The 15,590-nt window shown below is 44.0% G+C and carries 13 protein-coding genes, 1 tRNA gene and 2 pseudogenes; 15 read left to right on the top strand and 1 reads right to left on the bottom strand.

Translation table 11 applies throughout. The annotated features are described in order from the left end of the window. The 8 genes and pseudogenes from JL57_RS13020 to JL57_RS12985 form a co-directional block, all read left to right on the top strand. A pseudogene (locus JL57_RS13020) lies at nt 1-248 on the top strand (hypothetical protein); the annotation flags it as partial. A 180-nt stretch (nt 249-428) separates the two neighbouring features. Further along, nucleotides 429-767 (top strand): DsrE family protein, encoded by a 339-nt coding sequence (locus JL57_RS13015; RefSeq protein WP_034142480.1) that lies wholly within the window; start codon nt 429-431, stop codon nt 765-767. A 46-nt stretch (nt 768-813) separates the two neighbouring features. After that, nucleotides 814-2,082: a double-cubane-cluster-containing anaerobic reductase gene (locus JL57_RS13010; RefSeq protein ID WP_034142479.1), complete on the top strand. Its 1,269-nt coding sequence runs from the start codon at nt 814-816 to the stop codon at nt 2,080-2,082. Then, nucleotides 2,079-2,819, top strand: a complete 741-nt coding sequence (locus JL57_RS13005; RefSeq protein ID WP_034142478.1) for an acyl-CoA dehydratase activase — start codon at nt 2,079-2,081, stop codon at nt 2,817-2,819. Before JL57_RS13010 ends, JL57_RS13005 begins: the two co-directional genes overlap by 4 nt. Nucleotides 2,820-2,911: 92 nt before the next feature. Beyond that, complete coding sequence (locus tag JL57_RS13000) at nt 2,912-3,385, top strand: C-GCAxxG-C-C family protein (protein WP_034142477.1); 474 nt, start codon at nt 2,912-2,914, stop codon at nt 3,383-3,385. 594 nt (nt 3,386-3,979) lie between these two features. Beyond that, the gene (locus JL57_RS12995) at nt 3,980-7,090 is read left to right on the top strand and encodes a CoB--CoM heterodisulfide reductase iron-sulfur subunit A family protein (RefSeq protein WP_034142476.1); all 3,111 of its coding nucleotides are present in this window, start codon (nt 3,980-3,982) and stop codon (nt 7,088-7,090) included. 40 nt (nt 7,091-7,130) lie between these two features. Further along, on the top strand, nt 7,131-7,898 hold the full coding sequence (locus tag JL57_RS12990; protein ID WP_034142475.1) for a hydrogenase iron-sulfur subunit: 768 nt from the start codon (nt 7,131-7,133) through the stop codon (nt 7,896-7,898). 451 nt (nt 7,899-8,349) lie between these two features. Then, a tRNA-Lys gene (locus JL57_RS12985) sits at nt 8,350-8,425 on the top strand. 121 nt (nt 8,426-8,546) lie between these two features. Here the strand turns inward: JL57_RS12985 and JL57_RS12980 are convergent. Next, nucleotides 8,547-9,401 (bottom strand): aminotransferase class V-fold PLP-dependent enzyme, encoded by an 855-nt coding sequence (locus JL57_RS12980; protein WP_291300044.1) that lies wholly within the window; start codon nt 9,399-9,401, stop codon nt 8,547-8,549. Between JL57_RS12980 and JL57_RS12975 the strand changes: the two are divergent. From JL57_RS12975 to JL57_RS12945, 7 genes and pseudogenes are all read left to right on the top strand, one after another. Further along, nucleotides 9,401-10,675 (top strand): annotated as a pseudogene (locus JL57_RS12975) (reverse transcriptase domain-containing protein); the annotation flags it as partial. The gene JL57_RS12980 and the pseudogene JL57_RS12975 sit on opposite strands and share 1 nt — an antisense overlap. Before the next feature lie 47 nt (nt 10,676-10,722). Then, nucleotides 10,723-11,715: an ABC transporter substrate-binding protein gene (locus JL57_RS12970; RefSeq protein ID WP_291300043.1), complete on the top strand. Its 993-nt coding sequence runs from the start codon at nt 10,723-10,725 to the stop codon at nt 11,713-11,715. 11 nt (nt 11,716-11,726) lie between these two features. Continuing rightward, the gene (locus JL57_RS12965; protein WP_291300040.1) at nt 11,727-12,689 is read left to right on the top strand and encodes an ABC transporter permease; all 963 of its coding nucleotides are present in this window, start codon (nt 11,727-11,729) and stop codon (nt 12,687-12,689) included. A 154-nt stretch (nt 12,690-12,843) separates the two neighbouring features. Continuing rightward, a complete protein-coding gene (locus tag JL57_RS12960) occupies nt 12,844-13,485 on the top strand; it encodes an ABC transporter permease (protein WP_034142472.1) in 642 nt (213 codons plus the stop codon). A gap of 12 nt (nt 13,486-13,497) precedes the next feature. Then, nucleotides 13,498-14,127 (top strand): ATP-binding cassette domain-containing protein, encoded by a 630-nt coding sequence (locus JL57_RS12955; RefSeq protein WP_034142471.1) that lies wholly within the window; start codon nt 13,498-13,500, stop codon nt 14,125-14,127. 55 nt (nt 14,128-14,182) lie between these two features. Next, complete coding sequence (locus tag JL57_RS12950) at nt 14,183-14,989, top strand: ABC transporter ATP-binding protein (RefSeq protein WP_034142470.1); 807 nt, start codon at nt 14,183-14,185, stop codon at nt 14,987-14,989. Continuing rightward, nucleotides 14,955-15,323, top strand: coding sequence for an aldehyde ferredoxin oxidoreductase N-terminal domain-containing protein (locus tag JL57_RS12945; protein WP_034142469.1), 369 nt, complete (start codon nt 14,955-14,957; stop codon nt 15,321-15,323). The genes JL57_RS12950 and JL57_RS12945 overlap by 35 nt, the downstream gene beginning before the upstream one ends. Nucleotides 15,324-15,590 lie beyond the last annotated feature (267 nt).

The following is a 15,590-nucleotide window of genomic DNA, read 5'->3' as shown; positions in this document are numbered from 1 at the left end:
ATACGTGGATACGGCGACGAGTCAGAATGGTACAGATGCGGAGTTGGCGCAATCCACGCCGTATTTGGTCTATCCTAATGCGCAAAGGATGGAAAAAGGACAAGATGTTAAGCTTGTCCATGACTAGGTGGCGGAATTCGGCGTGTCAAATGGTTCATGCAGCCCTTGACCTTAAATGGTTTGAAAAGATTGGTTTTGTCAGTCTGTTAGGTGTTTACGAAAATCTTTGTGCTAAAAAGGCGAACTGATGGAAGAGCCGTGTGCGATGGTCCGCATGCACGGTTCCGTGAGAGGGGCGAGTAATCGCCCCTACTCTATTGAATTTGATAAACTAAGAGACAATCATTTTGTTAAAGTTAGCCCTTTAAAACATATTAATTTAGTGATAATATATAATAACATAATAATTATAATGGGGGGAGAATTCAATGTCCTTTGCCTACTTTATCAGCTCAGATACCATTGGTCATCAAGACCCTGAACTGGGCAAACGCCTAATGCACAGTTTCTTTTTGAAGCTCTTGCAGGCGGCTGAGAAACCGTCCCATATTCTTTTTCTGGAAAAAGGGGTGCAGCTTTTGTTACCCGAATTTTCCGCAGTCGATGCTCTGAAGATTTTAGCAGAGGAATCGGGCGTAACTCTGTTAGCCTGTGTGACCTGTCTGGATTATTACGGTATCAAGGATAAAATCGAGGTTGGAGAGGTTTCCACTATGCCTGAGATCATCACGGTTATGCATGAAAGCGATAAAGTGATACATATCTAAGATCCATAAATGTAAGCGAATTGTGAGAAACGGGGAGGATAAAAGAATGGATAACAGAGAGTTATGGACAGCCCTAGGAATGGATTTAGAGAAACATGATGATTTTTTAGCCCCTGTACCAGCGATTTTTACGAGCTTGTTTTTGGATCGACCCAATCGCCCTGCAGCGATGGGGTATTTTGATGCAGTAGTCGGAGATGTGCATGGGATTCGTGTGCATGAACTCTATGCTAAGAGAGAAGCGGGAGCTAAGGTGTTTTCGACCTTTTGCGTCTATGTTCCGGAAGAAATTGTTGTTGCGACTGGAAGTGTAAGCATCGGCTTATGTGCTGGAGCCCAGTATACAGTTTCTTCGGGGGAAAAAGTCTTGCCTCGTAATCTCTGCCCATTGATTAAATCAACCATGGGCTTTAAATTAGACCGGATTTGCCCGTATTTCCAAGTTTCGGATTGGGTCATCGGGGAGACGACCTGTGACGGGAAGAAGAAGGCCTGGGAGATCCTAAACGAACATATTCCTACCTATGTGATGGACCTCCCGCAAAAGAAAGACGCCAAGGATGCCCGTCTCTGGGAAGAAGAAGTGCGTGAGTTTGCTTCCTTTATTGAACGCGAGACCAAGGTGGATTTAACCGCCGAGAATCTTGCTCACGGGATTCAGGTGATCAATAATAAACGCTTAGCCCTCCAAAGGTTAGCTAACTTAAGAAAACATAATCCAGCTCCTATTCACGGCTTAGATGTCCTCTTAATCAATCAACTGTCCTTCTTTGACGATCCGGTTCGCTTCGCGGCTCAAGTCAATGCTTTGTGTGACGAACTTGATGTACGGGTCAAAGAGGGGTTCGGAGTCGCTCCTGCCGATGCACCAAGGATTCTGGTAACAGGGACACCGCAACCGCTTCCAGCTTGGAAACTTCATGCCTTAATCGAACAAGCTGGGGCTGTCGTTGTCGGGGAAGAAACCTGTACAGGAGAACGCTATTATAAGGATGTCACCGAGCCAGCAGATAGTGTATCGGATATGCTCGCTAATATTGCTAAGCGCCCCTTAAAGGTGAATTGTGCCTGCTTTACCCCGAATCAAGGGCGCATGGAAGATATATCTTTCATGGCGGAACATTTAAAAGCAGATGCTGTGATTGATTTTACGCTTCAGTTCTGTCAGACCTATGGTGTAGAAAGTTATTTTGTGGGCAAAGAAATGGAGAAGAAAATGATTCCCTACCTGCGCCTGGAAAGTGATTTTTCTGATGAAGATCAGGGGCAACTTTTAACCCGGATTGAGGCTTTAATCGAGATGATTCGTGCATGAGGCAAGCGGGGTTAGATCTTGGCTCGGTTAATACAAAGTTGGTCGTGTTAGAAAACGGGGAACGACTATTTAGCCAAGTCGTACCCTCCCGTTTTGATTCCGTGCAAGCGGGTATCACCTTACTTAAGTCCTACCTCAAAGAACATGGAGAAAAACCCGAAAAACTCGTTGTTACAGGGTATGGACGGGTAAACTTTCCCGAAGGACGGGTGATTACGGAAATCACCTGTCAGAGTAGAGGGTGTCATGCCTATTTCCCGGATAATGCCTACATTCTTGACTTAGGGGGGCAAGACGCTAAGGTTATTAGGAAGAACGCCGAGGGAAAAGTTGTTCAGTTTATCATGAATGACAAGTGTGCTGCCGGGACCGGGCGTTTTTTAGATGTTATCCTGAAGGGCTTAGATCTAACGACTGAGGAACTGAATTTAGCTGCAGATGCTAAGCCAATGCCTATCAATTCCATGTGTACAGTGTTTGCTGAATCAGAAGTTATCACGATGCTTGCTAAAGGGATCCCCAAACCTGAAGTCATTGCGGGCCTTTTCAAAAGTACGGCAAAACGTCTTGCTAATTTTGTTGAGTCTGTCGGACATCCGGAATCTTTGATATTTACCGGAGGAGGCGCATATTACAGCCTTCTTGTCTACTTCCTCCAACGAGAGTTAAAGGGGGACGTTGTGATCCCGCCGGAACCCGAATTAACAGCTGCCTTGGGTGCAGCCTTACTCGCATAAGAACTATGAATGGCACTTGCTTGAGTTGGCAAGTGCCATCTGTTAAATGCACATAACTGTATACTTAGCTACAATCTGGGAGGAGCGTTATTATGGGAAGAGAAAAAATCATTGCCGATGTAAGAACAAAGGCTGGAGGGTGTTTCCAAAGAGGCGAGTTTTATTGTTCCGAGGCCGTTGTTCATACCCTCAATGAATTTCTTGGCTGGCCCTTGGATACTTCAATTGTCCGATTGGCCTCCGGTTTCCCGGTCGGAATCGGTAGATCTGGGTGTGTTTGTGGAGCTATCAGTGGTGGAGTAATGGCCTTAGGGATAGTTTACGGCAGGGATCCTGGCAATGCCATGAACAGTAGAATGTTTCCTGTCGCGGCGGAACTTCATGACCATATCAAAAAAACATATAAGAGTACTTGTTGTCGAGTGATTACTAAAGATTTAATCTTTGACTCTCCGGAACGAAAAGCGCACTGTGTGAAAATCACCGGAGAAGTTGCGGCCTGGGTAGCAAATAAATTGCTGGATGATGAAGCGCTTAAAAAAAGAATCCAACCCGTAGAACTATAGGGAAATCAGGTTTTATAATTTAAAGCGTTAGAGAAGACCGCAACAGTCACGAATGCAGAGCGACGGGTAAATGGTCATAGAATCCGTACTATTTAACTAAATATTAAGTCGGTATTGCATCGTTGTGATGCAATACCGACTTAATAGAACTCTGCTTCTAGTAGCCTTATTGCCTATAACGCTAAATACCACTGCAAGCTTGCAGTGGTATTTAGCGTTTCCAAGAGATGCCATTAAATAAAAAAGTTTGATATCTTGTGAAGTATTACCGTTCAGCACCAATTTTCGACAGTTAAACATAGTTTTCAAACCATAAGCAAAATAAGGTTTCGAATTATAATAATGGCATGCTAATTGCATTAGCAATAAATTATGTTTATAAATAAGATATAAGTGATAATTGGTGCGTAATAAAATTTAAGAAACTGGAGGGATAACAAGAAAGAAGTGTGTAAATTCTTAGGAACACCAGCGGAGTCGTTTGACTTCCAAGAAATCATCTATGAAAAGAAAGGGGACACTCCTCCTCTTCTTGAGTACAAGTCAGGGGTAGTCGGAGGAATGTCCTCAATTACTTGATGAGGGCGGAGAGAAATGGAAAAAGAATCAGAAAGAAAGATTGAAGGACAGCCTGTTATAAGTCTCGCAGGCAGCAATTTTGGAGATGTAATGGTTGTCGGCGGAGGGATCAGCGGTATTCAAGCTGCTCTTGATCTTGCCACTGCAGGTTTTAAGGTTTACATGGTTGAGAAATCACCGACCATTGGCGGCAAGATGTCCCAGCTTGACAAGACCTTTCCTACGAATGACTGCTCCATGTGCATTGAATCGCCTAAGTTTTCTGAGTGTAACAGACATCCCAATATTAAGATCATGACCTATACTGAAGTTGACAGTGTAGTAGGGGAAGCGGGAGACTTCAAGGTAACCCTGATTAAAAAGCCTAGATATGTTATAGAGAGCAAATGCACGGGTTGTACTGTCTGTGTTGAATACTGCCCGGTCATGTCCCCTGATCAATTTAATCAAGAGATATCGAAGAATAAAGCCATCCATATATACTTCGCTCAAGCAATTCCTCTTGTATCTTATATAGATGAAAGCTGCCTTTACTTTAAAGAAAGGAAATGTACTATTTGCCAATCAGTCTGTAAGTCTGAGGCCATAGATTTTAATCAAACGGCAGAGAGGGTAGAGGTAAACGTTGGGGCGATCGTTCTGTCTTCGGGCTTTGAGCCATTTAATCCTAAGTTAATGAACGACTATGGCTATGGCAAGTTTGAGAACGTGGTAACCAGTCTTGACTTTGAACGGCTATTATGTGCCACTGGGCCATACGAAGGTGAGATACTTCGCGCTTCCGACAAGAGGCATCCCCATAAAATAGCTTGGATTCACTGCGTTGGTTCGCGACAGGTTAACCCTGCGGGCGGTAACAGCTATTGTTCAGGTGTATGTTGCACGTATACCCAAAAACAGGTAATTTTAACCAAAGACCATGATGATGAGGCCGAGTGTACCATATTCCATAACGATATTCGTTCCTATGGCAAGGATTTCGAACGATTCTACCAAAGAACAGAAAAACTTCCCGGAATTCGATTTATCAGAAGCTATGTATCAATAGGGAAAGAAATCTCGGGAAGCAAGAATGTAACAATAAGATATTCTACATTAGAGCATGGAGTTAAAGAGGAAGAATTTGATATGGTGGTTCTATCCGTTGGATTGAACCCTCCTGCTGATGCAAAGGGCATCGCAAATATGTTCGGTATTGAGCTCAATTCTCACGGCTTTTGTAAAACCAATCCTGTTAATCCTATGGAGACCACTAGGCCTGGAATTTTCATAAGCGGAGCTTTCCAGGGCCCTGTAGATATCCCCGAGTCGGTTATGACTGCCAGTGGGGCTGGTTCCCAATGTGGTGAACTCCTTGACTACCGGCGTGGGAATCTGGCTAAAGAAAGGATATATCCACCGGAAAGGGATACCTCGGAAGAGGAGCCCAGGGTAGGAGTCTATGTGTGTCATTGTGGAGCGAATATCGGAAGAATAGTCGATGTCCCCTCTACAGTTGAATATGCACTGACGTTACCTAATGTCGTTTACGCTGAAGAAAGCCTCTTTATATGTTCTACTGAGGCTGCTGCGAAACTGTCAAAATCGATCCGGGAAAAAGGGCTCAATCGCGTGGTAGTCGCCGCCTGTACCCCTAGGACACATGAGCCGCTATTCCGAGACACGCTTCGGGAAGCGGGAATTAACCAATATTATTACGACATGGCTAATATTAGAGAACATTGCTCTTGGGTCCACTCCAAAGAAAAGGAGAAGGCCACCCAAAAGGCACAGGATATTGTCCGGATGTCGGTAGCCCGAGCTTGCCGTTTGGAGCCCTTGCAGGAATTTGATCTGCCCGTCAACAAGGCGGCCTTAGTAGTCGGAGGAGGTTTCGCCGGTCTGACCAGTGCTCTGAGCATAGCCAACCAGGGACATGTGGTCTACCTAGTGGAAAAGGATACTGTCATTGGGGGAATGGCTCGCAGAATCCATTACACCTTGGAAGGGATGGATGTTCAAGGGTATTTGCGAGATGTCATACGCAAGGTTTATCAGCACCGCTTAATCCACGTCTATACTGATGCTTCCATCATTGAGACTGGCGGTTTTGTGGGAAATTTCGTAACCAAGGTAAAGTCTGAAGGAAGGGTCGCAGAGATAAACCATGGAGCAACCATCCTCGCTACAGGTGCTGAAGTATACCAACCCACCGAGTACCTATATGGTGAAGATGATAGAGTAATAACCCACTTGGAGTTGGAGGAGCAAATCGCCAAAGGAGATGAAAGGCTGCTTAACTCCGAGAGTTTGGTGATGATCCAATGCGTGGGTTGCAGAAATGAAGACAGAAATTACTGTAGTCGGATATGTTGTAGCGAGTCGATAAAAAATGCCTTGAAACTTAAAGAGATAAACCCCCAGATGGATATCTACATTCTATTCCGCGATATGAGAACGTATGGGTACAAAGAGGATTATTACCGGGAAGCGGCAAGTAAGGATGTAAGGTTCATCCGCTATGAGCCGCAGGATAAACCTCAGGTGGAAGCCATTGAGGAGGATGGCCGGAGTGTCTTAAGGGTTACCGTGACCGATCTAGTGTTAGGTAAGAAGCTTGAAATAGCTGCGGATGCACTATCTTTAGCTGTTGCCGTTATTCCGTCAGCGGGAAGCCAGGAAGCAACCAAGTTATTCAAGGTGAATACGAGTCTAGATGGTTTCTTCCAAGAAGCCCATGTCAAACTAAGACTGGTTGACTTTAGCACAGACGGCATTTACCTGTGTGGGATAGCTCACTATCCCAAGCATATATCGGAAACAATTAGCCAGGCTTATGGAGCAGCAGGTAGGGTCTTGACTCTTCTCTCCCATAATACAGTCGTAGCCTCCGGCTCTGTTTGTGAGGTGAATGAGAGTAACTGTATTTCGTGTGGAGCATGCATTGCAGCATGTACATATGGTGCCATAGAGTTTCATGATACCCCAAAAGGCAGAAAGGCTGTGGTTAATCCTGTTCTTTGTAAGGGAGATGGTCTCTGTAACGCAAAGTGTCCAACAAGGGCTATTTCTCTAAAGCACTATACCCATGAAGAACTCATGAGTCAAATTGACGCGGCTATTCCAGACTTTGTAGCAGTTCAATAATAATGAAAGCCAGGATTACTAAGTAAGGCGGTGAATTAGAATGAGTACAGAACTTACGTTTAAACCAAGGATCTTAGGCATGATATGCAATTGGTGCACCTACGGAGGGGCAGACCTTGCTGGAGTTTCTCGTTTTCAATACCCCCCTTATATAAGGCTTATAAGGGTGATGTGCTCTGGCAGAGTTGAGCTGGAACATATACTTCGAGCTTTCTCAAATGGACAAGATGGGGTGTTTATCGGCGGTTGTCATCTTAACGACTGCCATTACAATACTGAAGGAAATTACGATGCAATCAGCATGGTGCTTCTAGGTAAAAAAATACTTGAGTACATAGGGGTGAACCCCGAAAGATTAAGGCTAGAATGGGTATCAGCCGGTGAAGGAATCCGATTCGCCAATATTATGAATGAATTTAGCATGAAGGTAGAGAATTTAGGACCTCTCGGCAAAAGCGAAGGAATAGACAAAAATGACTTAAGGTCCAAACTTGAAGCAGTTACAAACCTAGTCCCCTACATTAAGCTGGTAGATATGGAAAGACTGAGAGTGCGTTTTAAAACAGATGAAGAGTATTATAAGTTTTTCAGAAGTGAAGAGTTCGGCAGGTTGTTTGATGAAACAGTTGGAGAGAAATTGGCGATCAGTCAAATTATCACACTCTTGCGGGAAGGATCCCATACAAGCGAAGAGATTGCAAAGGTTTTAGGCCTGACCACTTCTGAAGTATCACGGCATCTTAATAGTTCGTCAAGGCAAGGATTCGTCAGGTACGAGGAAAACCAAAAATGCTATGTTCTCGCGTAAAGAGAGGGCGACATCGAGCTTTGGATACTTGCCTGGAACCAGCCGGGAGGCTTAAGGGCGCTGCTGAATAATTCTGCAATGAATACCTCGAGTGTGGAAGTGGCGGACCAGGGAGTACTGCTGGATATGGATAATCCCGTGGATTATCAGAAGGTGTTGGAAAACTGCACCGATTAAGGAATCCATCAATTTTCGGTTATTTTAGACGCCAGCGTAAAGCAACAAAAAAGAAATACAATTGATACACGAAGAAATAACTGCTTAAAGAAAAGGAAATAAAAAAAACTAGCTTATTAACTAAAAGAAGACTATAATGTAAAAGAAATAATAGTTAATAATGTTTTAGTGATGAGATAAAATGCTATAAAAAGTTGTTTAGTATTCTACTCCTAAAGGCCAAGCTATCGTTACATAGCCGCGACTCACCAGTATACTTTCCAAAGTTATTATTGCGCCACTAGCTCAGCTGGTAGAGCATCCGACTCTTAATCGGCAGGTCCCTGGTTCGATCCCTGGGTGGCGTACCAATCATAGCAAGAGTTTCAGAGCTTAGTAGTAACCTGAAGACATTGAATACACTACCATACACCAACCTAGAAAAGGCATATAATTAACCGTCAAAAGTACCAACTTTGACGGTTAATCAATTTAGTAGCTACATTCATTTAATGAATTAATGACATAGTCCACATCCTGGTTTGAATTAAAATAGCTAAAGCTAAAGCTAAAGCTAAAGCTAAAGCTAAAGCTAAAGCGTACTGTTCCATGGGGAAACGTACCAAGTGTATGATGGGCTGCTGGAGCACAATGAAGGCCGCAACGAGTCATGATTCCAAAGTCCTTAAACAATTGATAGCTAACTTCCGCATTATCGTGATTCAAAAAGTTAAGAGAAGCAATCCCTGTTCGGTCTTGTTTTTGGTCGGGGCCAATGAGCTGAACCCCAGGAATGGTTTGCACATTTTGAATAAACCTGTGAACAAGATTAAGCTCTTTTTCTCTAATAGTAGTAATGCCTTCCGCGATTATGTATTTAAGTGAAGCATTAAGCCCGTAAATACCTGGCAAGTTTAATGTGCCTGCTTCAAAACGATCTGGCATATAAGTTAGTTGAAGAACACTTTCTGATGCGCTTCCTGTTCCCCCTTCGATCAAGGGTTCAACGAGAGAGGCTAATTTATCGTTAAGGTAAAAGCCGCCTATTCCTTGGGGTCCTAAGAGACCTTTATGGCCTGTAAACGCTAACGCATCGGCCTTTAGTCTAACAAAATCTATGGCTAAGAAACCAGCTGTCTGTGCACAATCAATGATAAACAACAGTTCATACTCCTTGCATAGTTTGCCGACTTCTTCTAAAGGTAATATCGTACCACTGACATTGGAAGCATGAGTCATTATAACCGCTTTTGTATTAGACTTAATTTGGAGGCATAAGTCGCTGGTGCGAAGTTCCCCTTTGTTATTACAGAGAACAGTCGATAGTTCTACCCCTTTTTCAGCCAGTGCGCAAGCTCAGCTTTCCAAATGGAAAGGACAAGCTGGTACAGGAGGCTATCCGCATTATCCTGGAGTGCATCTACGAACCTACCTTTTCTAACCTATCTTACGGTTTCCGCCCAAAACGCTCTACTCAAGGGGCTATAGCTGAGGTAGAGACGTGGAAGGGTACGGTTTGGTTTATCGAGGGTGACATCTCCGCCTGCTTTGATGAAATTGACCATCGCATTCTGGAAACAATACTTCGCAAACGTATCAACGACGAACGGTTTCTCCGGCTTATCAATAAGATACTCAAGGCCGGCTACTTCGACATGCAACATACTCTCCAGAGAACCAAAACCGGTAACGCACAGGGCTCCTGTTGCAGCCCCATCCTCTGCAACATCTATCTTGATAAGCTGGACAGACTTATGGAAAACATTATTAAGATTGACACCACAGGTGGCTACCGCAGGCAAAACCCTAACTACGCCAAGGCAAGATACCTTTACAGAAAAGCGGTCAATAAAGGCAGCGACACCAAAACCATTAAACACCTGAAGTATGCAATGGAAAACCTCCCGTCCAGTGACAGATACGACCCCGATTTTCGCAGAGTGAAGTATGTGCGTTACGCCGACGATTTTCTGATTGGCGTGATTGCCCCCAAGACCTATGCAGTCGATTTGAAACAGAAAATCAAGGAGTTCTTGAAGAACGAGCTCTGCCTGAGGTTGAGCGACGAGAAAACCAAAATCACACATGCTGCAGAAAATGAGGTGACGTTTCTCGCATACATCATCCGCAAGGGCACCGGCAAACACTGCAAATTTCACAGCAACCCTTTTGACTCAACCATCCGTATCTACATGAATACGGATGGTATCCTGAAAAAGCTACTTTAAAACGGTATGTGTACAGGTAATGGTTATCCCATTGGTATCTCTCGCCTCCTTAGGGAACCTCCGGAAGAAATCATCAAATACGGCAACCAGGTACTCCGCGGGCTCCTGACTCAGCAACGCGGGTGCTACAACTTCTTTAAGGGCTGGCGCATCCAATACGTTGTTATGTTTTCTATTGCTAAAACCTTGGCACGCAAATTCGACATCAGTGTAAAGAAAGTATTTGCCCGCTTCGGTAGCTCTCTATCGGTCAGTTACAGAAATGCCAAGGATAAAGCCTGTTCGGTTTCGTTGGCACTATACAAATCTTTTTCGAGACAAAAGGACTTCTTTGCCAAGATCAAGTCGGCAGTTATATCTATGCCCCTGCCTAAGTACAACTTGATGGATCCTCAGGGCCTTTTGCGCTAGCGAGTTACGACAAAACGGCTGGAACTTATATCTATCAAGCGAATAAAGACTATTTCTATGGTGAGCCTGTTGTCGATAAGCTCATTTTTAGTCCAAGTCAAAACCCGAAAGAGGCTCTTGAAAAGGGCGAACTTGATGTTGCACAGAGAACGAAATATGGTGAGGCCATGCAGCTTCAAAAGGAGGGGAAGTTTAAAGTCATCGAAGGACCGGGTCTGTGGGTTGGCAGGATGTATTTTAACTTTGGAGTACCAGAGTTTAACCAACGTGAGCTGAGACAGGCTTTATATTACGCCATCAACCGTCAAGAGCTGGTCGAAAAAGCGACTAAAAACAGTGCCGTAGCGGGCAATCCTGGGCATATTCATCCCGATTCCGAATGGTATTCTAAAGATGTAAAGCAGTATGAATTTAGTCCCGAAAAAGCGAAACAACTCTTGGATGCTGCGGGGATGAAGGACGTCAATCAAGATGGCACGAGGGATTTCAAGGGTAAATCCATGGAGTACGAATTCATCGTCACGGATGATCGGGTCAATGAAGCGGAAATGATTAAAAATTATTGTTCTGCTGCGGGGATTAAAATAAATGTTAAAGCCATGGATGGGCAGAGCCTAGATTCCTTAATGAAGGAAGGGAAATTTCAGTTAGCTCTCAATGGGCATGGTTCCTTTGGTGGAGATCCGGTGCTGCTTGCCAGATTTGCTTCGGAAAAAGTTACTCAAGGGTCTACGCCCAAAATAACAACTCAGGGCGGAAAAGGTTGGTCTAACGATCAATTTGATCAACTCTTTACTGAGCAGTTACGGGAAAATGATCACTCTAAGCGCTACCAAAAGGTTGCCGAGCTTCAAGAAATCATTGCCGAGGAACTCCCGACGTTAACCCTGTATTATAGGAAAATTACCTTTGCTTATAATCAGAATAAATTTGACGGCTGGTTTTTCACGAAAGACGGGGTCGCTATCGCTGTGCCCACGACACAAAACAAGCTGGTCTATATTAAGGGACAGTGGAAATAGTACGGGGATCAATGATGAAGATTCTAAAGAAGACGATTATTTATATAGTTCTGGTAGCTTCAATAAGTTTTTTACTGCCCAGGTTAATCCCGGGTAGTCCCTTCTTTTTTTCCCATTCGGATATGTATGTGCTCAATACCACGATGCCGGAAGATAGCTTTAACTCCTTTGTCCAATACTATCACCCAGACAAACCTGTACCAGAGCAGTTTTTGTTGTATCTCAAAGATCTCTTGAATTTTGATCTGGGGAGGTCCTTCCATTATAAACTGCCTGTTGCTGATTTATTGACGGGGTGCTTGGGTTGGACGATTTTCTTGTCCTTTGTATCCATTGGAATTTCATCCAGTATAGGAATACCTTTAGGCTTATTTTATGCGGTTAGAAAGGCTAGAAAAAGGGCAGTTTGGCTGAACATTTTTACTGGACTAAACTCTGTGCCGGTTATTGTAATAGCTATCATTATGCAAATGTTGTTAAGTTATAAGTTTGACCTGTTTCCTTCGAGTGGAGCATACACTCCGGGAATCAGCGTTAGTGACCCTGGTTGGATACTGGATGTAATAGGGCATGCCATTTTGCCCTTATGGGTACTTGTGTTGGCTGAACTGCCTCCAATTTTTATCTTGACCCATAATACCTGTTCTAGAACCAAGAACCAACCGTTTGTGGAAATGGCCCAGTATCTTAATATTCAAGAGCACGTTATAAATTACAAGTACATCTTGAAGAACACCTTACCCGAGATTCTGAGCAAGATAAATATTCAGTTTCTCTACGCTATCTCGGGAGTTTTATTTGTCGAAGTGGTATTTTCATATCCGGGTATCGGAACCCTGCTCAAGACCGCCGCCTATAGCAGGGACTACCCGCTCTTGCAGGGTATTCTGCTGGTCACGGGTATTTACGGAATTGTGATTAATTTAATCTTTGAACTAATCATCAAAAGGTTAAACCCGAGGGTGCAGGCATGAAAATTTTTCATTCAAGTAAAGGATCCTGGATTATTATACTGGTCATGGCCCTGATAGGATTAACCTACCCGTTGATTTCTCCCTACGAGGCCGGTGATTTTAGTTTTGATTCCTTAGTGTCCCCATCCTTCGATCATCTTTTGGGAACGATGAAATGGGCCATGATATCTTATCCATGCTCCTCGTCGGCTTCAGGGTATCGATAGGAATTGCTATAGCTGCATCAGTATTAGCCACGTTAAGCGGGACGGTCCTAGCGATCATAGCCGCTTACTATAAAGGCTTAGTCGATCGGATGATTGTGAGGATGACGGAAGTGTTTATTCTTGTCCCGGAAATTGTGGTCTTGCTTTTTATTACGGCGATTGCCAAGCCAACGGTTTATAACAGCATTCTAGCGATTGCCTTTTTTTCCTGGAGTAAAATCACTAGGATTATCCGAGCTAAAGCTCTCAGTGTTATTGAGCTGGAAAAGGTTCAATACACCCTGCTTTTGAAAGGCAACATCTTCGATATTACTCTAAAAATGTGGCGAGAATTGTATCCTGCAGTTGCCACGATGTTTGTTTTCCTGTGTGGTAAAGCGGCTGTGTATGAATCCACCTTGGCCTTTTTCGGGATAGGAGACCCTCTGGCCAAATCCTGGGGGCGTCTTATGAGGAATGCTTTAGATTATGAAGGGATTTTTAGTGGCAATACATATTTATGGTATCTTCTACCACCGCTCCTTTGTATTTTGATTTTTGTGTTGGCTATTTCTAGGATTGCCTATAACGTTGATGAAATTAGAAGTTAGAAGTGAAACGTAATGATTTTGAAGGTTAGTAAGTTTAAAGCAAGGTATTCAAGTAGCTCTGCCTGGTGGAGTTTTCCAAAACTTGAACTGAGTAAGGGTATGTGTTTGGCGATCATGGGCAAAACCGGGTGTGGTAAGACCACCTTGTTAAATGCCCTTTTTAGTCATTCTTTCACAGGCATGGTGGAATACGACCTTGCTGAACTAATGGGGAAGGATCTGCGGGTCTGGGGGAGGGAGCGGTATCAAGCCATCAGTTATATGCCCCAATATGCCCAAAACGGCTTAAACCCGTCATTAACCATCGGGGAACAGATTGAGTTGGTTAAAAGAAGCTGCAAGGTACCTGACTCAAGACTGGACTTATTTTTTCAAGATCTAGGCTTAGAGAAAGAGATCAGTCGTTTATACCCTTTTCAGATTAGTGGGGGAATGAAGCAAAGAGTGGTCATTTTAATGGGATTTATCAAGCAGCCTCGGCTCTTTATCTTGGATGAACCTTCCTCTGCCTTAGATTTTATGACCTTATCTAAGACCATGGATTTTCTTAAAAAGCGAAAACATGAGGGAGCGGGCCTAATTGTTGTGTCCCATCATTTGGGGTTTGCAACGAGTATCGCTGACAAGGTGATTGAGCTGTAGCATTCTCTCAATCAATTGGGAATTGAGTAGAGCTGAACTCTATCAGGAGGTTAAAATGTCTGAACTGTTAAAAGGGACGAACCTGACCAAATCCTTTGACACTCCTTTTGGGAGCGCGGTGATCCTGAACGGAATAAACCTGAAGCTAGAGGAAGGGAGTATTATTGCGCTGATCGGGGAGAGCGGCGGGGGCAAAACCACGCTTTTCAAAATCTTGATGGGTTTGGAAACAGCAGATTCAGGCAGTGTGTTTATGCTGGGAAAAGAGGTTGGACGACTTAGAAAGCGCAGTTTTGCAGAATGTGCGTCTATTCAGTATGTCTTCCAGGATCCTTACGCCTCCATGGCGGATGAAGCAACGGTTATTAGCACCCTGTCTGAACCGGCAAGACTCTGTAAACGAAATCATCGAGATTACTTGGAACCTGAAGAAGCACTTGTTTTAGCAGGGCTTCCTGGGGAAGAATTTATGGACCGGAAAATAAAGAGCCTTAGTGGTGGGCAAAGGCAAAAAATCGCCATAGCCCGTGCCTTGATTACACTTCCCCAAATCATTATTGCGGATGAAAGTATGTCTATGCTCGACGAAGGTTCTGCGCAGGAAATGGGTTCAATTTTTAGCAGAGTAAACAAACTGCTGGGGATTAGCTTTATTATCGTGACTCATAACAAAAATATATTGTTTGATTTATGCACCTTCATACTTGTCCTTCATCAAGGGAAAATCGTAGAAGCTGGGCTGAAAGAAGAGGTCTTGACCTCGCTCCAAGCGGAATATACGCGTCAATATTTGGAGTGCATGTTAAATATTGAAGGGAGAACTGACTTTGAGCAAAATAATGTACGTAAATCTTACGGCTGAAACCGTGGAAGAACGGGAATATAATGACGTACTCAGTCAATATTATGGCAGAGGGCTGACTTCCTACCTTGTTAAAGAAAATGTGCCTCCTCATGTAGGGAGACATAGTGCGGAAAATTGTCTTATTTTAGTGCCGGGGCTTCTATCGGGAACCTTTGCGCCAAGTACTGGGAGATTGAGTATTGCCGCGAAGAAAGCACAGGATTCTGGAATACAATACCTGAACTTAGCGGGGCCATTTTCGCAAAAAAATGGCTTGTTGTGCGCCGGGCAGTTCTATTTGTATTGGAGGATTAAAGTTCCTCTGTGCGCCGATTCCATTCGGAAGCACTAGCTAACAGACAGGGCGTCGTCCGTGAGGAGGGGTCCGGAGGGTCTGAAGGCAAACTGTGGAACGGAGCGAAAGCGAACCGATGCTGGCTGGTTTGGTGGGTAACTTTGCAAGATGTGAGAAAGCCCGATAAATGGAAAAAGCCAAATTAGTTAAGACGGTCGAGTTCACAGGGAGGCAAGTAGGATGACCCCGGGAGATCTCGCAGTGCCCGTGGAACGGTAACCTGACCTGCAAGGAGTGGTACTCTAAGTGGTCAACTATGCATTG

Source organism: Desulfosporosinus sp. BICA1-9 (genome assembly GCF_000802135.1).
Note: the sequence above shows the minus strand (reverse complement) of the source record. Positions and strands in the feature narration are given on the sequence as shown.